General features: G+C 75.3%; 17 protein-coding genes and 1 riboswitch. Of the genes, 16 read left to right on the forward strand and 1 reads right to left on the reverse strand.

Features of this window, described 5'->3' with window-relative positions; translation table 11 throughout:
• Positions 1–72: 72 nt before the first annotated feature.
• From ACLQ2N_RS11650 to ACLQ2N_RS11685, 8 genes are all read left to right on the forward strand, one after another.
• On the forward strand, positions 73–1,005 hold the full coding sequence (locus ACLQ2N_RS11650) for a carbohydrate kinase family protein (RefSeq protein ID WP_425811790.1): 933 nt from the start codon (positions 73–75) through the stop codon (positions 1,003–1,005).
• Positions 1,006–1,086: 81 nt separating this feature from the next.
• On the forward strand, positions 1,087–2,334 hold the full coding sequence (locus ACLQ2N_RS11655; protein WP_425811792.1) for a beta-ketoacyl-[acyl-carrier-protein] synthase family protein: 1,248 nt from the start codon (positions 1,087–1,089) through the stop codon (positions 2,332–2,334).
• Positions 2,335–2,385: 51 nt separating this feature from the next.
• Positions 2,386–4,230 carry an acyl-CoA dehydrogenase gene (locus tag ACLQ2N_RS11660; protein ID WP_425811794.1) on the forward strand — a complete coding sequence of 615 codons (1,845 nt, stop codon included), beginning with the start codon at positions 2,386–2,388 and terminating at the stop codon, positions 4,228–4,230.
• A gap of 244 nt (positions 4,231–4,474) precedes the next feature.
• Positions 4,475–4,717 (forward strand): acyl carrier protein, encoded by a 243-nt coding sequence (locus tag ACLQ2N_RS11665; protein ID WP_425811796.1) that lies wholly within the window; start codon positions 4,475–4,477, stop codon positions 4,715–4,717.
• A complete protein-coding gene (locus tag ACLQ2N_RS11670) occupies positions 4,714–5,937 on the forward strand; it encodes a beta-ketoacyl-[acyl-carrier-protein] synthase family protein (protein WP_425811798.1) in 1,224 nt (407 codons plus the stop codon). The genes ACLQ2N_RS11665 and ACLQ2N_RS11670 overlap by 4 nt, the downstream gene beginning before the upstream one ends.
• A gap of 53 nt (positions 5,938–5,990) precedes the next feature.
• A riboswitch (cobalamin riboswitch) is annotated at positions 5,991–6,147 on the forward strand.
• Positions 6,148–6,223: 76 nt separating this feature from the next.
• Entirely contained in the window at positions 6,224–7,264 is a 1,041-nt protein-coding gene (locus ACLQ2N_RS11675) for an ABC transporter substrate-binding protein (RefSeq protein WP_425811800.1), read from the forward strand.
• Positions 7,261–8,343 carry a FecCD family ABC transporter permease gene (locus tag ACLQ2N_RS11680; protein ID WP_425811802.1) on the forward strand — a complete coding sequence of 361 codons (1,083 nt, stop codon included), beginning with the start codon at positions 7,261–7,263 and terminating at the stop codon, positions 8,341–8,343. Before ACLQ2N_RS11675 ends, ACLQ2N_RS11680 begins: the two co-directional genes overlap by 4 nt.
• The gene (locus ACLQ2N_RS11685) at positions 8,340–9,119 is read left to right on the forward strand and encodes an ABC transporter ATP-binding protein (protein ID WP_425811804.1); all 780 of its coding nucleotides are present in this window, start codon (positions 8,340–8,342) and stop codon (positions 9,117–9,119) included. Before ACLQ2N_RS11680 ends, ACLQ2N_RS11685 begins: the two co-directional genes overlap by 4 nt.
• A gap of 86 nt (positions 9,120–9,205) precedes the next feature.
• Here ACLQ2N_RS11685 and ACLQ2N_RS11690 read toward each other — a convergent pair whose 3' ends face one another.
• On the reverse strand, positions 9,206–10,219 hold the full coding sequence (locus ACLQ2N_RS11690) for a PRC and DUF2382 domain-containing protein (protein WP_425811806.1): 1,014 nt from the start codon (positions 10,217–10,219) through the stop codon (positions 9,206–9,208).
• Positions 10,220–10,485: 266 nt separating this feature from the next.
• Here ACLQ2N_RS11690 and ACLQ2N_RS11695 point away from each other — a divergent pair, with 266 nt between their 5' ends.
• The 8 genes from ACLQ2N_RS11695 to ACLQ2N_RS11730 all read left to right on the forward strand — a co-directional run bounded on the left by ACLQ2N_RS11695 (position 10,486) and on the right by ACLQ2N_RS11730 (position 18,105).
• Entirely contained in the window at positions 10,486–11,214 is a 729-nt protein-coding gene (locus tag ACLQ2N_RS11695) for an adenosylcobinamide amidohydrolase (RefSeq protein ID WP_425811808.1), read from the forward strand.
• A 52-nt stretch (positions 11,215–11,266) separates the two neighbouring features.
• Positions 11,267–12,172, forward strand: a complete 906-nt coding sequence (locus ACLQ2N_RS11700) for an NAD(P)-dependent oxidoreductase (protein WP_425811810.1) — start codon at positions 11,267–11,269, stop codon at positions 12,170–12,172.
• 243 nt (positions 12,173–12,415) lie between these two features.
• Positions 12,416–13,333, forward strand: coding sequence for an NADP-dependent oxidoreductase (locus ACLQ2N_RS11705; protein ID WP_425811812.1), 918 nt, complete (start codon positions 12,416–12,418; stop codon positions 13,331–13,333).
• Positions 13,330–14,082 (forward strand): GNAT family N-acetyltransferase, encoded by a 753-nt coding sequence (locus ACLQ2N_RS11710; RefSeq protein ID WP_425811814.1) that lies wholly within the window; start codon positions 13,330–13,332, stop codon positions 14,080–14,082. Before ACLQ2N_RS11705 ends, ACLQ2N_RS11710 begins: the two co-directional genes overlap by 4 nt.
• Positions 14,083–14,238: 156 nt before the next feature.
• Positions 14,239–15,450 (forward strand): PP2C family protein-serine/threonine phosphatase, encoded by a 1,212-nt coding sequence (locus ACLQ2N_RS11715; RefSeq protein ID WP_425811816.1) that lies wholly within the window; start codon positions 14,239–14,241, stop codon positions 15,448–15,450.
• A gap of 77 nt (positions 15,451–15,527) precedes the next feature.
• Entirely contained in the window at positions 15,528–16,217 is a 690-nt protein-coding gene (locus ACLQ2N_RS11720) for a TetR family transcriptional regulator (RefSeq protein WP_425811818.1), read from the forward strand.
• Positions 16,214–16,984, forward strand: a complete 771-nt coding sequence (locus ACLQ2N_RS11725; protein ID WP_425811820.1) for an SDR family NAD(P)-dependent oxidoreductase — start codon at positions 16,214–16,216, stop codon at positions 16,982–16,984. The genes ACLQ2N_RS11720 and ACLQ2N_RS11725 overlap by 4 nt, the downstream gene beginning before the upstream one ends.
• A gap of 80 nt (positions 16,985–17,064) precedes the next feature.
• A complete protein-coding gene (locus ACLQ2N_RS11730; protein WP_425811822.1) occupies positions 17,065–18,105 on the forward strand; it encodes an NAD(P)-dependent alcohol dehydrogenase in 1,041 nt (346 codons plus the stop codon).
• Positions 18,106–18,111 lie beyond the last annotated feature (6 nt).

Here is an 18,111-nt window from a genome sequence, read left to right on the forward strand (position 1 = left end):
CCGGGACCGGGGTCGTACGGTGGGCCGGACGTACCGTCACCCCACCGCCGCACCCCGGGAGATCCCGCCCCCATGTCCGACCGCCCCGACTTCCTGGTCATCGGTGAATGCGTCGCCGACATCGTCCGCGTCCCGGACGCCCCGGACCGGGTCCACCCCGGGGGCAGCCCCGCCAACCTGGCGTACGGGCTGGCCAGGCTCGGCCACGACACGACGCTGCTCACCCAGCTGGGCCGGGACGACCACGGGCGGCTGATCCGCGCACACCTCACCGGGGCGGGGGTCGAGGTGCTGACGGACGGCCGCCCCGGCCCCACGCCGGCGGCCGTCGTCACCCTGGACGGCGAGGGCCGCGCCTCCTACGCGTTCGACATCGCCTGGACGCTCGGGCGGGTCGCCCTCGACCGGCAGCCCCGGCACGTCCACACCGGTTCGATCGCGGCGGTGACCGAACCCGGGGCGGCGACGGTGCTCGCCGCCGTCGAGTCGCTGCGGACGGCCGCCACCGTCAGCTACGACCCCAATGTGCGGCCCGCGCTGATGGGCGACCACGGAACCGCCGTGCGCAGGGTCGAGCGGTGCGTGGGCCTCAGCGACGTCGTCAAGGCCAGCGACGAGGACCTGGACTGGCTGTACCCGGGCCGGGACCCGGCCCGGGCCGCCCGGCGCTGGCTCGCGTCCGGCCCGGCCCTCGTCCTGGTCACCCGGGGCGGCGACGGCGCCACGGCGGTCCTCCCGGACGGCCAGGTGGACATCGGCGCGCTCGCCGCCGACGTGGTCGACACGGTGGGCGCCGGGGACGCCTTCATGTCCGGCACGCTGCACGCACTCGCCGCCCACGGCCTGCTCGGCGCGTCCGGCCGGGAGCGGCTGCGCTCGCCGGACCGGGGCACGGTGAGCGACGTACTGCGCCACGCGGCGGCTTCGGCAGCCGTGACCGTCACCCGGGCCGGGGCGAACCCGCCGGACGGGACGGAGCTGCGCCGGGCGCTGGGGCCGGGCTGAGATTCGGCTCCGCCCGCACCCTCGACGGCCCCCGGCGCGTTCCCCTTCAGAGGAACGGACGACGCAGGGGAGGGGCGCGGCATGGCGCGGGACACGAGGACGGCGACCGTGGTGACGGGGCTGGGGCTGGTCACCCCCGCGGGCGACGACGAGCGGGCCTTCTGGTCCGGACTGTGCGCGGGGCGGTCCACGGCCCGGCACTGCGAGGAACTGGCCGGGCTGCCCGCCGGCTTCGCCTGCCGGGCCGACCGGACCGACCTGGACCACGCCATCGGGGGCCGCGCCGGCTGGCGGATGGCACGGTTCGCGAAGATGGCCCTGGTCGCCGCGCGCCGGGCCGTCGCCGACGCCGGGCTGCGCCCGGACCGCTGGGACGGCGCCCGGGTGGGCGTCGTGCTCGGCGTCGGCGTCGGCGGCGTCTCCGCCCTCGTGGACAACGTCCGCCGGTTCGACGGCGGCGGCGCACAGGCCGTCTCGCCGCTCCTCGCGCCGATGATGATGCCCAACGCGGCGGCCGGCGAGATCGCCATCGACCTGGGCGCCCACGGGCCCAGCCTGGCCCCGGCCACCGCCTGCGCCTCGGGCGCCACCGCCCTCGCCACCGCACACGACCTCCTCGCCACCGGCCGGTGCGACGTCGTCGTCGCGGGCGGCGCGGAATCCGTCCTGACGCCCCTGGTGGCCGCCGCCTTCGCCCAGCTGGGCGCGCTGTCCACCCGCACCGGCGACCCGGCCGCCGCGTCCCGCCCCTTCGCACCCGACCGCGACGGCTTCGTCCTGGGCGAGGGCGCCGGCGTGCTCGTCCTGGAGCGGGGCGCGCACGCGGCGGCCCGGGGCGCCCGCGTGCGCGCCGTGCTCGCCGGGACCGGAGCCGCCACGGACGCCCACCACCCCACCGCGCCCGACCCCGGCGGGCACGGCGCCCGGCGCGCCGTCGAGGCGGCCCTGGACGCGGCGGGCTGGGCGGCCCACGAGGTCGGGCACGTCAACGCCCACGGCACGTCCACGCCGTTGAACGACGCGATGGAGGCCGAGCTGATCGCCCGCCTCTTCCCGCACCGGCCCCCGGTCACCGCCCCCAAGGGCGTCCTCGGGCACACGCTCGCCGCCGCCGGCGCGATCGAGGCCGCCGCCACCGTGCTCACCCTCGAACACGGGGTCGTCCCGCCGGTCGCCAACCTGGACGCCCCGCCCGCCGACTGGGACATCGACTGCGTCACCAAGGAGCCGCGCCGACTGCGCGTCGAGCGGGCCGTCAGCCACTCCTTCGGCTTCGGCGGCCACAACGTCGCCCTCTGCTTCGAACGGGCTCGCCCCTCCGGACGGTGAACATCTGCACGAGCCCGGTGTCCTGACCGTACGCCGGTCGTTCAGCCTTGTATGACCACCACGCTCACCGAGGCCGATCCCCTCGTACGCCCGCTCACCTCCGTACTCCTCGGCGCCGACGCCCGCCGCGAGCACGGCTTCTGGCGGCGGCTCGTCGCCACCGACCCGTTCCGGCTGCCCCCCGGGCCGGAGGCCGGCGGCACCCCGGACGAACGGCTCGCCCGCGCGTACGCCCGACTGCGCACCCTCAACGACGCCCTGGACAGTGCCGCCCGCCCGGCCTCCGACTTCCGGGCGCTGGCGGCCCTGCACGAGTGGCTGGCCCCCATCGACCCGGCGCTCGCCACCATCGCGGGCATCCACTACAACCTCTTCCTCGGCAGCCTCCTCGACCACATCGCCGACAGCCCCCGCGACCTGTCGGACTTCCTGACGCTGCGGCGTACCGGAACCTTCCTGTGTACGGAGGTGGCACACGGCAACGACGCCGCCGCCGTCGAGACGACCGCCGTCTACGATGCCGAACGCGACGGGTTCGTGCTGCACACCCCGCACTGCGGGGCGCAGAAGTTCATGCCCAACACCGGGCGGCCCGGCGGCCCCAAGTCGGGGCTCGTCGCCGCGCGGCTGCTGGCCGGCGGGGCCGACCGGGGAGTGTTCCTGCTGCTGGTGCCGCTCACCGGCGCCGACGGACCGCTGCCCGGCGTACGGGTGCGCAGGCTCCCGGCGCGCATGGGCAGCCCCGTCGACCACAGCCTGACCTCGTTCGACCACGTCTTCGTGGGGCGCGAGGCGCTGCTGACGGGCCCGCAGGGGCGGATCGACGGCGACGGGGTTTTCCGCAGTGCCGTCGAGGGCCGCAGACGCCGCTTCCTCGCCTCCATCGCCCGCGTCGTCACCGGCAGGATCTCCATGAGCGCCAGCGCCGTCGGCTCGGCGCGCGCCACGCTGGCCGTCGCGGTGCGGTACGGCGGCCACCGCCACGTCTCCGCGGGGCGCGGGGCTCGGCTGCCGGTGCTCGCGTACCGCACCCATCACGGGCCGCTCGCCGAGGCCATGGCCACGGTCTTCGCCATGAGCCTGCTGCACCGCCGTGTCCTGGACCGCTGGGAGGCGGCCGCGGCGGGGCCGGAGGCCGGGCGGGAGGCGGCCGAGCGGCTGGTGGACATCGCCAAGGGCTGGATCACCTGGCAGGCCAGGGACGTGATCGTGGAGTCCCGGGAGCGCTGCGGCGCCCAGGGCCTCCTGGAGAACAACGGGATGGCCGCGCTCGTCACCGGAGTCGAGGGCGCCATCACCGCCGAGGGCGACAACCTCGCCGTCCACGCCAGGGCCGCCGCCGCCCTGCTCGCCGACCGCACGCCGTACGAGCCGGCCGCCCCGGCGCACGGCGACCTCACCGACCTCCGGTTCCTGGTCCGGCTCCTGGGCCGCGCCGAGGAGCTGTGGTTCGCGCGCGCCGGGGCCCGGGCGGCCCGGACGGCGCACGGCGACCCGCTGGGCCGGTGGAACGCCGCGGCGGGGCCCGCGCTGCGCGGGGTCGAGGCGCACGCCTGCCGGCAGGCGGCCGAGGCGTACGCGGAGGCGGTCGAGGCGCTGCCCCCCGGGGCGGACCGGGACCGGCTCGGCGAGCTGGCCCGGCTCTTCGCCCTGCGCCGGGTGGCGCGCGACAGCGGGGACCTCCTCGCGGCCGGGTATCTGAGCACCGGTCAGGCCGAGGCGCTGACGGACCACATCGAACGGCTCATCGACGCGGTGGCCCCCCACCTTCCGGAACTCGCCGACTCCTTCGCCTTCCCCGACGAGATGCTGGCCGACTGGCCGATCACGGGCGCCGGTTACGCCGACGCGTACGACGATCCGGAGGCCCACTGGCACGCGGAGGCGAGGCGATGAGGGGCACACGGGCGTGCCGTGCGGAACGCGCCCTGCAGGGGCTCGGGGCGGGGGCCGTCCTCCTCGCCTACTGGACGACCGTCGCCCTGTTCGCGCGGTGGACCGGGGCGTCCCGGCCGGGCGTAGGCGAATCGGTTCGCCGCAAGGCGTAACCGGAGCGGCGCTGTTCAGTTGTTCCGGCGTCGGGGCCGTGCGCGCCGGCGCCGGACACCCCACGCGGGTGAGCACGAGGAAAGGAAGAACCATGAGCACGATCCACCCCCGCATCACCGACGTACTCAGCCGTACCTTCAGGGTGCCCGTGGCCGAGATCCTTCCGGACTCCACGATGGACAGCCTGGACATGGACTCCCTGGCGGCCGCCGAGTTCGCCGTCGTCCTCCGGGAGACCACCGGGGTCGAGCTGGACACCGGCATCCTGACCCGGGGGACCACCCTCGCCGAGCTCACGGAGCACCTCGACACGGCGGCGGGCGTCGCCCGATGAGGACACCGGCCATCGCCGTCACGGGTCTCGGCATGATCACCCCGGTCGGCAACGACACGGAATCCACCTGGGACGGGGTGTGCGCCGCGGTGAGCCCGGCCCGCACCGTCCCCGCGCTCGCCGGGTGCGCGATCGACTTCGCCTGCATGGTCGACGGCATCGACCTGGACGCCGAGATCGGCCGCCGTACGGCCTTCCGGATGGGCCGGTACGTCAAGTTCGCGGTCCTGGCCGCACGGGAGGCCGTCGCCGACGCCGGGCTCGACCCGTCCGGCTGGGACGGCAGCCGGGTCGCGGTCGTCGTCGGCACCAGCAGCGGCGGCTCCGCGCACCTCACCGACCAGGCGCTGGTCCTCGAGCGGAGGGGGCCGGAGGCGATCTCGCCGGCCGGTGTCCTGCTGACCATCCCCAACATGCCCGCCGCCGAGATCGCGATCGAGATGCGGGCCACCGGCCCCAGCATGGCCCCCTGCACCGCCTGTTCGTCGGGCGTCACCGCACTGTCCGTCGCCCGCGACCTGCTGGTGACCGGGCAGTGCGACGTGGCCGTCGCGGGGGCGACCGAGTCGACCGTCTTCCCGGTCGCCATGACCGGCTTCGCCCGCTCAGGAGCGGCCGCCCGCGCGGACGGCGACCTGTCCCGGCTCAGCCGGCCCTTCGCCGCCGACCGCGCCGGACTCGTCATGGGCGAGGGTGCCGCCGTCATGGTGCTGGAACGCGCCGCCGACGCGGAGGCCAGAGGCGTCGAACCCCGGGCCCTGCTCGCCGGCACCGGAGCCACCACGGACGCCCACCACCCCACCAGCCCGCACCCCGACGGGCGGGTCGCCCGGGCCGCCGTCGAGGCCGCGCTGCGGAACGCGGGCTGGCGGGCGGAGGAGGTGGAGCACGTCAACGCGCACGGCACCGCGACCGTGCGCAATGACGCCGCCGAGGCCGCGCTGATCAGCCGGATGTACCCGCACCGGCCGCCCGTCACCGCCCCCAAGGGGGTGCTCGGGCACTGCATGGGCGCGGCCGGGGCGATCGAGGCGGGGCTGACGATCCTCACCCTCCAGCGCGGGGTCGTTCCGCCGGTCGCGAACCTGGACGCCCCCGCGCCCGGGTTCGACATCGACTGCGTCACCAAGGTGCCGCTGGTGCGGCCCGTCCACCGGGCCGTCAGCCACTCCTTCGGCTTCGGCGGGCACAACGCGGTGGTGGCCCTGCAACGCCCCTGAGCCCCCGGGGGCGGCGCTGAACCGCGTGGGACGCCCGTGGTAGCGTCCCCGGAGCCAGTCGAACTCCACGTAGGGGTCAGGGAATCCGGTGCGAATCCGGAACTGACGCGCAGCGGTGAGGGGGACGGGCGGGGCCACGGCCACTGGAAGACCACCGTCTCCCGGGAAGGCGTCCCGTCCGAGCGAACCCGAGTCCGAAGACCTGCTGGCGACCGCCGTCCGGGACCGGGCGGCGGACACCGTACAGCGGGTCCCGCGCATGGGCCCAGAGACGCCGAGGTACCCCGTGCCGCCGATATCCGGCCCCGCCCGTTCCGCCGCCCTGCTCACCGCCGCGCTCCTGCTGCTGACGGCCTGCGGGGGAAGCCCGCCCGAAGCGGCCGGAGGCAAGGGCACGGCGGACGGCTATCCGGTCACCCTCAAGAACTGCGGGCGCACCGTCACCGTGCGGGCCGCGCCGCGCCGCGCGGTCTCCGTCGACCAGGGCACGACGGAGATCCTGCTCTCGCTCGGCCTCGCCGACCGGATCGCCGCCACCGCCACCTGGACCGACCCGGTGATGAAGGGCCTGGAGAAGGCCAACACGGGCGTGCAGCGGCTCACCGACAACCGGCCCTCCTCCGAGAAGGTCCTCGACCAGGAGCCCGACTTCGTCGCCGCCGACTTCGAGTCGACCCTCGCCAAGGGCGGCGTCGCCCCGCGCGAACAGTTCGAGGAGCTGGGCGTCCCCACCTACGTCGCGCCCGCCGACTGCACGGCCAAGGACAACACCAAGGACGGCGACGGCGTCCGCACCGGCGCCCTCACCATGGACAGCGTCTACGGCGAAGTACGCGACCTGGCCCGGGTGTTCGGCGTGCCCGAGCGTGGCGAGAAGCTGGTCGCGCGGCTCCGCGCCCGGATCCGCGAGGCCGCCGACGGCGTCGACGGATCCGGTACCTCCGTCCTGTACTGGTTCGCCAACTCCGAGTCCCCCTATCTGGCGGGCTGCTGCGGGGCGCCGGGCATCATCACCCGGGAGCTCGGCCTGAAGAACGTCTTCGACGACACGCACGAGGAATGGCCGCAGATCAACTGGGAGACCGTCGCCGACCGCGACCCGGACGTGCTGGTCATCGGCGACCTCACCCGCACGTCGCAGACCGCGGAGAGCGCCGCCGGGAAGATCGCCTTCCTGGAGTCCAACCCCGTCACGAAGAAGATGGACGCCGTACGCCACAAGCGCTACGTCCTGCTCAGCGGCCAGGCCATGAACCCGACCATCCGCACGGTCGAGGGCGTGGAGCTGGTGGCCGCCGGGCTGCGGGCGTCCGGGCTCGCGGGGTGACGGCCACCGACCGGCTCACCGCACCGCGCGAGAAGGCGACGGAGACCACCGGGTCCGTCCGCCCCCGCCGCCTGCGCGGCGGCCTCCTGTGGACCGGCGGCGTTCTGCTGCTCGCGCTGTCCGTCGCGGTCGCCGTCACCATCGGGCCGGCCCGGATCTCCGTCGTGGACGTCTGGTCCGCCGTCGCCGCGCACCTCGGCATCGGCGAGGCCCGGCTCAGTCCGATCCGCGACGGCATCATCTGGAACCTGCGTATGCCGCGCACCCTGCTCGCCGCCGTCTGCGGGGCGGGTCTCGCGGTCTGCGGGACCGTCATGCAGTCCCTGCTGCGCAACCCGCTCGCCGACCCGTTCGTCCTCGGCGTCTCCTCCGGCGCGTCCACGGGAGCGGTCCTGGTCGTCGTGCTCGGTGCCGGCGGGGGCGCGGTGTCGCTGCCGGCCGGGGCGTTCATCGGGGCGCTCTGCTCGTTCGCGCTGGTGATGCTGCTCAGCCATACCCTGGGCGGCTCCACCGACCGGGTCGTGCTGGCCGGGGTCGCCGCGATGCAGCTGTTCTCGGCACTGACCTCGTTCGTCGTCATGACGGCCGCCGACGCCGAGCAGACCCGGGGCGTGCTGTTCTGGCTGCTCGGCTCGCTCGGCGGGGTGGGCTGGACCGATGTGTGGATCTGCTCCGCCGTTCTCGCCGGCAGCCTGCTGGTCTGCCTGGGCCACGCCCGTACGCTCGACGCCTTCGCCTTCGGGCAGGACGCGGCCGCCGCCCTCGGGGTGAACGTCGCACGCGTCCGCACCGTCCTGCTCTGCACGACCGCGCTGCTGACCGCCGCGCTCGTCAGCTCGGCCGGGGCCATCGGATTCGTCGGGCTGGTCTTGCCGCACGCCGCCCGCGCCCTCACCGGCTCGGGCCACCGCAGGCTGCTGCCGGTCACCGCGCTCGCCGGAGCCGTCTTCCTGGTCTGGGTCGACACGCTCGCCCGGACCGTCCTCGACCCGCAGGAGGTCCCGGTGGGCGTCGTCACCGCCCTCATCGGCGTGCCCGCCTTCGTCGCCGTCCTCTACCGCACCGGGCGGCCCGCGTGACCGGGACGGCCGCGGAGGGCCTGCGGGCCGCAGGAGTCAGCCGCGAGGCGGGCGGCCGCGTCCTGCTGGACGGTGTGACGCTGGCCCCGGAACCGGGCACGACGGTGGGCCTGATCGGCCCCAACGGCTCCGGCAAGTCCACGCTGCTGCGCATCCTCGCCGGGGTCCTCGCCCCGCACGCGGGCGTCGTCACGCTGGACGGCGACCCCCTCACGGCCGTCGGCCGCCGCGCCGTGGCCCGGCGCGTCGCGGTCGTCGACCAGCACGCCGTCACCCAGGACGAGCTGAGCGTCCTGGACGTCGTACGCCTGGGCCGCATCCCGCACCGGCGTGCCTGGTCGGCGCCGACGGACGCGGACGCGGCGGCGGTGGACGAGGCCCTGGAACGCACCGGGCTCACCGGCCGGCGCGATCAGTCCTGGCACACGCTCTCCGGCGGGGAGCGCCAGCGCGTCCAGATCGCCCGCGCGCTCGCCCAGCGACCGCGTGAACTCCTGCTGGACGAACCGACCAACCACCTGGACATCCAGCACCAGCTGGAACTGCTCTCCCTGGTCGCCTCGCTCCCGCTGACCGCCGTCGTCGCCCTGCACGACCTCAACCTGGCCGCCATGTTCTGCGACCGGATCGTGGTGCTCAGCGGCGGACGGGCGGTCGCGGGCGGGCCCCCCGCGCAGGTCATCACGGAGGAGCTGATCGAGGACGTCTACCGGGTGCGGTCCGTCGTGACACCGGACGGCCCGCAGGGGCGGCCCTCGGTGCGCTTCCTGCCCTGACGGTCCCGGGCACACGAGAGGGCGGACCCGCGGGGCGGGTCCGCCCTCCGCATGTCGTGCGGTACGGCCGGCATGCCGGCGAGAGGTCAGCGGTGGCGTCCTCGGCCGAGGTCGCCGCCGGTGTCCTTGCCGCCCATGTCCTTGCCGCCCTTGGTGGTGCCGTCCGCGTAGTCGATCTGCTCCTTGCGCAGTTCGGCGGAGACCTCCTTCTGCTCCGTCACCCTCTCGGTTTCCATCCGGACGCGCTCGACCGGGACGGTCTCCTTGCGCATCGTGGCGCGTTCCGCGTGCAGGGTGACCTCCACGTCCTGCTCCGTCAGATCGCCCGCTCGCGCGGCCGTCCTGTCGCCCGGCTGCAGCGGCTCACGGACCACCCGTACCTCCTCGTGCGAGACCGGCACGCTGCGCGTGACGTTCTCGGTGACGACGTACTTGTGGAGGCGGGCCCTGCCGCTCTCGTACTCCTCGGTGCCGATGTGCAGCTGCTCCTCGGAGCGGATCATCTCCTCCTTGCCGCCCAGGCCGGCCCCGGACCGCTGGGCACCCGCGCCGGCTCCGGCCAGCGGACGCCCCGCGGCGGTACCCGCGTCGGTGTCCCGGTGCCTGCCGGTGCCGGCCGTCTGCGTGCGGTCCGTGCCGGAGGTGCCTGCCGCACCCATGGCCCCGGCCCCGGCGCCTGCTCCGGCCGCCGCGCCGGTACCGGCCGCGCCCATGGTGCCGGTGCCCGTGGTGGTCGGGGAGCCGGTCCCGGAGCGGTCGCCGAGATTGCTCTTGGTGTTCCGTGTCAGGCCGTAGTGCCGGTACAGCTCCTCCTCCTCGGACACGGACAGATGCGCGTCCGCGTCCACCCGGGGGGCGTCCTTGACCTGGTCCTTGCCGTGGGAGATGTGCAGGTCGGAGCCCACTCGACGGGCTCCGGCGAGAGGCACGAAACTCTCCTTCATGCCGAACAGGCCGGTCTTCACCGTGATCCAGTCCGGGCGGCCGGTGTTGTCGTCGACATACACGCGGCCCACGTTGCCGATCTTCTCGCCCTCGGTGTCGTACACCGTCAGGCCGTCGAGCTCTCCGGAATCCGTGAAACCGTCAGCGGCTCCCATATCCGAATCCTCCTCGCCCGGGCGCGTCCTGTGGGTGGGTCCAGCAGAGAAGGCGCGTCCGGATTCCATCGCGCCTCACCCGGATGGACGCTGCAACCGCCCGGCCACCGGGCGCGGCGAGCGGCATCCGCCTCGGACCCGCGCAGCGCCCGCGTCACGCGGGTGTGCGGCTCTCGCGCCCATTACGCCATCCGGGTGAACGGCCGGGTGGTGCGCACCGCCGCGGGGGAGCGGGGCGGCCCCCGGACGCCCCGGCCCCGGCACATATGATCAACGGGTCCACGCCGACCGACGTTCCGCCGTGCCACCCGGGGGTGCCCATCCGTTCCGTACGCATCCGCCTCCCCGCGCAACGCGGCGAACTGCTCGCCCGACGCGAGGACGGCGCGGAGCTGCACCACCTCGTGTGGCGGCTGGGCCCCGGCTGGCGGGTGTGCAGCAGCGCGGTCCTGGGCGGCGGCATCGGCCCGCGCGCGTGGATCCTCAACGCGCAGGTTCCCGGCGGCTACCCCCGCATGGACCCGGACCGCCATCTCGCCGGGATCGCCGCCGCCGCACACCTCAGCGGCCCCGGCGCCGGCCTCATGACCGCCGCCGACGTCACCGCGTACACCACCGCCGACGACGAGGACGTGCGCGCCACCGCCACCTGCGGTCTGGGCGTACGCGGCTGGGCCGCCGTGCCGGACGAGGGCACCGGCGGACCGCCGCGCCCCGGCACCGTCAACATCGTGGTGACGTTCCCGGTGCCGCTGTCCGACGCCGCCCTGGTCAACGCCGTGGCCACCGCCACGGAGGCCAAGGTGCAGGCCCTGCTGGACGCCGGGCTCGACTGCTCCGGCACCCCCACGGACGCCGTCTGCCTCGCCGTCCCCGAACCGGGTCCCGGGACCGGCGCCGCCGAACCGTTCGCCGGGCCGCGCTCCCGCTGGGGCGCGCGACTCGCCAGAGCCGTCCACGCCGCCGTGCTGGAAGGCGCGCTGCGGCAGCCCTGAGAAGCCGAAGCCGCCGCGCCCCCCGGGGGGAGCGGCCGACGAAGGGAACCCCATGACCTCAGCAGTCCCCGCCGCACCGCAGCGGCCCGTCGTCGCCGTACTCGGCACCGGCATCATGGGCGCGGCCATGGCCCGCAGCCTGCTCCGCGCCGGTCTGGAGGTGCGGGCCTGGAACCGCACGCAGGCCAAGGCCGCCCCGCTCGCCGCCGACGGCGCCACCGTCACCGGCACGGCGGAGGAGGCCGTGCGCGGCGCCCACGTCGTGCTCACCGCGCTCACCGACACGACCGCCGTCGCCGCCGCGCTCACCGCCGCCTCCGCGGGGCTGCACCGGGGCCAGGTCCTGCTCCAGACCTCCACGGTCGGCCCGGACGGCGCCGTCGAGCTGGCCCAGCGCGCCGCCGACCTCGGGCTGATCCACCTCGACGCCCCGGTCGTCGGCACCCGGCAGCCCGCCGAGCAGGGTGCGCTGACGGTCCTCGTCTCCGGCCCCGAGGCCGCCCGCGCGGTGGCCGGACCGGTGCTGGACGCGATCGGGCAGCGCACGGTGTGGTCCGGGGAGGAGCCGGGGGCGGCCTCCCGGCTGAAGCTCGTGGTCAACGCATGGGTCGTCAACATGGTCGGCGGCGTCGCGGAGTGCCTGAACCTCGCCGAAGGGCTCGGCGTCGACCCGCGTACGTTCCTCGGCCTCGTCGAGGGCGGACCGCTCGACTCGGGCTACCTCCAGACCAAGTCCGCCGCCGTCCTGGACGGGGACCTCACCCCGAGCTTCGCCCTGTCCACCGCCCTCAAGGACACCCGCCTCATCCTCGACGCGGCAGCCCGGGCCGGTGTCCGGCTGGACCTGGCCGCCGCGTCGGCCGCCCGCTTCGAGCGCGCGGAGGCCGCCGGACACGGCGACGAGGACATGATCGCCACCTACTACGCGGGCCGGGCACCCGAGCGGGACGGCGACTGACCGGACCGGAGTGCGCCGGCCCCGTGACGCCGGAAGACCGCCCCACCGGTACGGGGGAGCCCGGTGGGACGGCCGCCCTCAGCGTGCCACAGGACGGCCCGCCGCACGGGGCGACCGGCTGGTACCCGGCCGTGATTGAGTCGAAATCGACGGTACGGGAATACCCGCGCCCCACTCGTCCTTGCCGCAGCCGGGGCGCCCTTCAGCGGCGCGCAGGCGCACGGAACAGGGGAGAAGGAGCTCATGCCGAAGGCGTACGTGTTCACCCGCAACGGCGGACCGGAGGTGGAGGCCTTCACCGAACTGGAACGGCCGAAACCCGGCCCCGGTGAGCTGCTCGTCGCCGTCCGCGCGGCAGGCGTCAACCCGGTCGACTGGAAGCTGCGCACCGGCTACGCGAGGCCCGGCAGCCGGCCGCTGCCGTTCCCGGCCGTCTTCGGCAGCGAGGCCGCAGGCACCGTCGTGGAGACCGGCCCCGGTGTGGAGGGCTTCGCACCCGGCGACGAGGTGTTCGGCAACCCGCTGACCGGCGGGTACGCCGAGTACACGCTCATGCCCGTCGCGGTCACCGCCCGCAAACCGGCCGCCCTGTCCTTCACGGACGCGGCGGTCCTGCCCGTCGCCGCGGCCACCGCCTACGACGGGATGCGCCAGCTGGACCTCGCCCCCGGCGCCACGCTCCTGGTCACCGGGGCCGGCGGCGGCGTGGGCAGCGCCGCCGTCCAGCTCGCGCGCCACGCCGGCCTCCGGGTCCTCGGCGTCGCGGGCGAGGCCAAGAAGGAGTTCGTCGAGTCCCTGGGCGCCGCGCACATCCCGTCCGGCGCCGGCCTCGCCGACCGGGTGCGGGCAGCCGCCCCCGAGGGCGTGGACGCGGTCTTCGACCTGGCCGGCGGCGACACCCTGCGGGAGGCGGCCGCCCTGGTCGACCCGGCCGCGCTCATCAGCGCCGGCGGCAGGCCCCTGGTGACCGAGCTCGGCGGGGAACCCGTCCGGCGGGCCCGTACCGCAGCCGTCCTCGACGAGGTGGCGCGGCTGGCCGTCGAGGGGGTCCTGCGCCCCCACGTGACCCGGACCGTGCCCCTGGACCGGGCGGCCGAGGCGCTGCGCGCGGTGGAGGACGGCCACGCCCTGGGCAAGACCGTGATCGAGGTGGCGGCGTGAGCGCGTACCCGGACCCGGGCCACCCCCTGGACGACCCGGTGGGTACCGCGCTGCGCGGTCCGCACGCCCGCTTCGCCGAGCGCCGGGGCCGCGTGCTGCGCTACGCCTCCGAGGTCGCCCCCTGGGTCGCGCTGCCGCCGGACCCCGGACCCGCCGACTGGGCCGACGTGGCGGCGCTCACCGGACCGGGCGGAGACGTCACGATCACCGCGTTCCGGGAGCCCCCGCCCGCCGACTGGGAGATCACCTTCCACGCCGACGGCGTCCAGCTGGTCGACGCGGGGGTGGCCGCGGCGCCCCTGCCCGAAGCGGTCCGGCTGGGCCCCGCCGACGTACCGGAGATGCTCGACCTGGTCGCCCGCACCCGGCCCGGCCCCTTCGAGCCCCGGACCGTGGAGCTCGGCACCTACCTGGGGGTCCGCCGGGACGGGGTGCTCGTCGCCATGGCCGGCGAACGCATGCGCCCGCCGGGCTGGAGCGAGATCAGCGCCGTCTGCACCGACGAGTCGGTACGCGGCCAGGGGCTCGGCGGCGGACTCGTGCGTGCCGTCGCCCACGAGATCCGCCGGCGCGGCGAGACGCCGTTCCTGCACGCGGCCGCCGCCAACACCGGCGCCGTCCGGCTGTACGAGGCGCTCGGCTTCGAGCTCCGCCGGCGGGTCGAGTTCCTGGCCGCCCTCGTCCCGCCCGGGCCGGCGGTCCCCGCGCCCGATGGCCGCCCCGTCGGCCAGGTGACGGCCGTGCGCTGAGCGGGCCGGTGCCCCCGGGCCCCGGGCGCTGCCCGGGGCTTTCGGGACTTTCGTCCAGCTCCATCGGGCCCTACGCCTCGTGTGTTCTGTCTCACTTCCGGGTCGAATGGAAGGGAACGTCGGCGTCCAGCCGGCAGATACCGGAAGGAGTGAGCCGTGACCTTCGGACTGCTGAGCCGGCCGGCGCCCCGGGTGGCGCTCCCCGGCACCGACGCGGGGGAGGCTGCCGCACGCACCCCACGCATCGGGAACAGGGCACTGTCCGGCGGGCTGGCTCTGCTCACGGCCGTGATCGTCGGACTCGACCTTCTCACCGGCACCGATCTGCAGCTCACGCCGTTGCTGGTGACGGCGCCGGCCCTGGTCGCGGCCTTCGGCACGCTCGCCCAGACCGTGGCCGCCGCCTTCTGGGTCACCGCAGTGGCCGTCGTGACGCGGCTGGCGATCGGTGGCGTCCCCTGGGACGTCATCAGCAGCCTCGTCTTCACCGCGTTCGTCGGCCTGCTCAGCATCGGCGTCTGTGCCCTGCGCACCCGGCACGCCGCCGAGGTCGCCAGACTCCGTTCCGCCGCCGTCGCCCTCCAGCGCCAGATCCTGCGCCCCCTGCCCATCCCCACCGACCAGATCACCGCCCACGGCACCTACACGCCGATCGAGGAGGACCGCCTGGTCGGCGGGGACATCTACGAGGTCGTCCAGTCGCCGTACGGCACCCGGGTGATCATCGGGGACGTCCAGGGCAAAGGGCTCCCCGCCATCGGCGTGGGCTTCGCCGTCCTCGGCGCGTTCCGCGAGGCGGCCATCCGCGAACCCTCCCTCACCGCTGTCGTGGACCGGCTGGAGGACGCCGTCACCCGGCAGAACGCCTTCGCCGCCCAGACCGGTGACACCGAACGCTTCGTGACCGCGCTCGTCCTCGGCTTCGACGGCGACGGCCGGGTCCGCGCGGTGAACTGCGGCCATCTGCAGCCGAGGCTGCTGCACGACGGGGTCGCCGTCCCCGTGCCCCTGCGCCACACCTCCGTACCGCTGGGCATGGCGGAACTCAGCGACGAGGGCCGCACCGCGGAGCGGCTCGACTTCCCGCCCGGCGCGACGCTCCTGATGTTCACCGACGGGGTCACCGAGGCACGCGACGCCGACGGGCGCTTCTACCCGCTGGACAACCGGCTGCGCCGCTGGGCGCGCCGGAGCCCCCAGGGAGTGCTCGACGCGCTCGAACACGACCTGGAGGAGTTCTCCGGCGGGGTGCGGCGCGACGACATCGCCGTGCTCGCCCTGCGCCGCGGTACCTCCGCCGAGCCGGCGCCGCCCGTTCCGGCGGGGCACGGAGCGGTACGGGCCGCCGAGGTGTCCGGCGGGCGCTGACGGGCCGTACACCAATCCTTTCTGTCCCGGTGCGACTTCTGTCGCACCGGGACATTTCTGGGTGTACGGTGGCACGCATGCAAGCGGAACAGAGGATTCCGGACAGGCGGGGCCGAAAGGCCCGCCGGACCCGGGACGCGCTGGCCGGGGCCGCGTTCGAGCTCGTGCTCGACCGGGGGCTCAGGGAGGTCACGGTCGAGGAGATCGCCGAACGCGCCGACCTGGACCGCCGCACCTTCAGCCGGTACTTCGCCGGCAAGGAGGACGCTGTCCTGGACTCGGTCCGGGGCGACGGCGACCGGATCAACGACGCCCTGCGCGCCCGTCCGGCCGGCGAGCCCCCGCTCACCGCCTACCGCCGGGCCGTCCAGGACTGGCTCCGGGACCCCGTGGTCCCGGCGTGGCACCGCCGCCCGCGCATCTACGAGCTGCTGGTCCTCGCCGAGCGCGAACCGACCCTCTACGCGGCCTTCCACCACATCCGGGTGGGCGCGCAGGCGGACTCGGTCGCCATCGTCGCGGACCGGCTCGGCACCGACCCCCTCAGCGACCTGCGGCCCGCCGTCACGGTCGCCGCCGGCGCCGGCGCCCTCCTCGCCGCCCAGGCCGCCTGGGTACGCGGGGACCGCCCCGACGAGCTGCCCCAGCTGGTCGACCGGGCCTTCGAGGCCCTGGCCGGCGAACTCCTCACCGGCCCCGCGCCGCCCGGCGTCGGCGCACCGCACAGCACCACCAGCACCACCACGGAAGGAAACGGCACCCCATGAGCACCACCACCCCCACCGACCAGGAGTTCGCCGGCCGCACCGCCCTTGTCACGGGCGGGGCTTCCGGCATCGGCCTGGCCCTCGCCCACCGGCTCGCCGGCGCGGGCGCCTCCGTCGTCGTCGCCGACTACGACGAGGCGAGCGCCCGCGAGGCGGCCGCCGCCCTGGAGAGCGCCGGCGGCCGGGCCGCCGCCGTGGCCATGGACGTCACCGACCCCGCGTCCGTGGAAGCGGGCGTGCGGTTCGCCGTCGACACCTTCGGCGCGCTGCACCTCGCCGTCAACAACGCGGGCATCGGCGGTCCCAGCAACCCCACCGGTGAGTACGGCGTCGAGGACTGGGACCGGGTCGTCGCGACCAACCTCAGCGGCGTCTTCTACTCGATGCGCCACGAGCTGCCCGCCATCGTCGCCGCGGGCGGCGGCGCGATCGTCAACATGTCCTCGATCCTGGGCACCAACGGCTTCGCCGGCTCGCCGGCCTACGTCGCCGCCAAGCACGGCGTCGTCGGCCTCACCAAGACCGCCGCCCTGGAGTACGCCGCCCAGAACGTCCGGATCAACGCCGTGGGCCCCGGCTTCATCGACACCCCGCTGCTGCGGAACACCGAGGGCCCGGCCCGCGACCACCTGATCTCGCTGCACCCGGCGGGCCGCCTGGGCACGTCCGAGGAGGTCGCGGAGCTCGCCGCGTTCCTGCTCTCGGACCGCGCCTCGTTCATCCACGGCAGCTACCACCTGGTGGACGGCGGCTACTCAGCCTCCTGAGCGGGGGGAGGGGGACTGGGGGGTTCCGGGGGTTTCGGGGGTCAGTACAAGCCACAGCCACAGAGGTCGAGGAGGACCCCATGAAGGCAGTTCAGTACCGCGAGATAGGTGCCGCACCCGAGGTCGTCACCGTGCCCGACCCGGAGCCGGGTCCGGGGCAGGTGCTGCTGAAGGTCACGGCGGCCGGGGTCTGCCACTCCGACATCGCCGTGATGAGCTGGCCCGCGGACCAGTTCCCGTACCCCCTGCCGCTCACCCTCGGCCACGAGGGCGTCGGCACGATCGCCGCGCTCGGCGACGGCGTCACCGGCCTGGAGACCGGCCAGTCCGTCGCCGTCTACGGCCCCTGGGGCTGCGGCACCTGCGTGAAGTGCGCCGAGGGCAAGGAGAACTACTGCCTGCGCGCCGCCGAGCTCGGCATCAATCCGCCCGGCCTCGGCTCGCCCGGCGCCATGGCCGAGTACATGATCGTGGACGACCCGCGCCACCTCGTGCCCATCGGCGGCCTCGACCCCGTACGCACCGTGCCGCTCACCGACGCCGGCCTCACCCCGTACCACGCCATCAAGCGCTCCCTGCCGAAGCTGGTACCCGGGGCCACCGCCGTCGTCATCGGCACCGGTGGCCTCGGCCACGTGGCGATCCAGCTGCTGCGCGCCCTGACGTCCGCCCGGGTCATCGCCCTCGACGTCACCGAGGACAAGCTCGCCCTCGCCCGGACCGTCGGGGCGCACGAGACCGTCCTGTCCGACGAGCACGCGGCCGCCCGCATCCGCGAACTGACGGGCGGCATCGGCGCCCAGGTCGTCCTGGACTTCGTCGGCGCCCCTCCGACCGTCGCCACGGCGGGCGCGGCGGCCGCCATCGACTCGGACGTCACCATCGTCGGCATCGGCGGCGGAACGCTGCCCGTCGGCTTCGGCGTCCTGCCGTTCAACACGACGGTCACCGCCCCGTACTGGGGATCGCGTTCCGAACTGGCCGAGGTGCTGGACCTGGCCCACGCGGGCGCGGTGGACGTCCACGTGGAGACGTACCCGCTGGACGAGGCACCGCTCGCCTACGAGCGCCTGCACACCGGCAAGATCAACGGCCGGGCGGTCATCCTCCCGCAGAGCTGACCCGGC

This window comes from Streptomyces sp. DT224 (assembly GCF_049844595.1).
Lineage (GTDB): Bacteria > Actinomycetota > Actinomycetes > Streptomycetales > Streptomycetaceae > Streptomyces.

What these genes read in the sequence shown, in the direction of transcription:
- ACLQ2N_RS11650 (WP_425811790.1), top strand. Translation starts at nt 73, where the DNA reads ATGTCCGACCGCCCCGACTTCCTGGTCATCGGTGAATGCGTCGCCGAC.
- ACLQ2N_RS11655 (WP_425811792.1), top strand. Translation starts at nt 1,087, where the DNA reads ATGGCGCGGGACACGAGGACGGCGACCGTGGTGACGGGGCTGGGGCTG.
- ACLQ2N_RS11660 (WP_425811794.1), top strand. Translation starts at nt 2,386, where the DNA reads ATGACCACCACGCTCACCGAGGCCGATCCCCTCGTACGCCCGCTCACC.
- ACLQ2N_RS11665 (WP_425811796.1), top strand. Translation starts at nt 4,475, where the DNA reads ATGAGCACGATCCACCCCCGCATCACCGACGTACTCAGCCGTACCTTC.
- ACLQ2N_RS11670 (WP_425811798.1), top strand. Translation starts at nt 4,714, where the DNA reads ATGAGGACACCGGCCATCGCCGTCACGGGTCTCGGCATGATCACCCCG.
- ACLQ2N_RS11690 (WP_425811806.1), bottom strand. Translation starts at nt 10,219, where the DNA reads ATGGGAGCCGCTGACGGTTTCACGGATTCCGGAGAGCTCGACGGCCTG.
- ACLQ2N_RS11695 (WP_425811808.1), top strand. Translation starts at nt 10,486, where the DNA reads ATGATCAACGGGTCCACGCCGACCGACGTTCCGCCGTGCCACCCGGGG.
- ACLQ2N_RS11700 (WP_425811810.1), top strand. Translation starts at nt 11,267, where the DNA reads ATGACCTCAGCAGTCCCCGCCGCACCGCAGCGGCCCGTCGTCGCCGTA.
- ACLQ2N_RS11705 (WP_425811812.1), top strand. Translation starts at nt 12,416, where the DNA reads ATGCCGAAGGCGTACGTGTTCACCCGCAACGGCGGACCGGAGGTGGAG.
- ACLQ2N_RS11720 (WP_425811818.1), top strand. Translation starts at nt 15,528, where the DNA reads ATGCAAGCGGAACAGAGGATTCCGGACAGGCGGGGCCGAAAGGCCCGC.
- ACLQ2N_RS11725 (WP_425811820.1), top strand. Translation starts at nt 16,214, where the DNA reads ATGAGCACCACCACCCCCACCGACCAGGAGTTCGCCGGCCGCACCGCC.
- ACLQ2N_RS11730 (WP_425811822.1), top strand. Translation starts at nt 17,065, where the DNA reads ATGAAGGCAGTTCAGTACCGCGAGATAGGTGCCGCACCCGAGGTCGTC.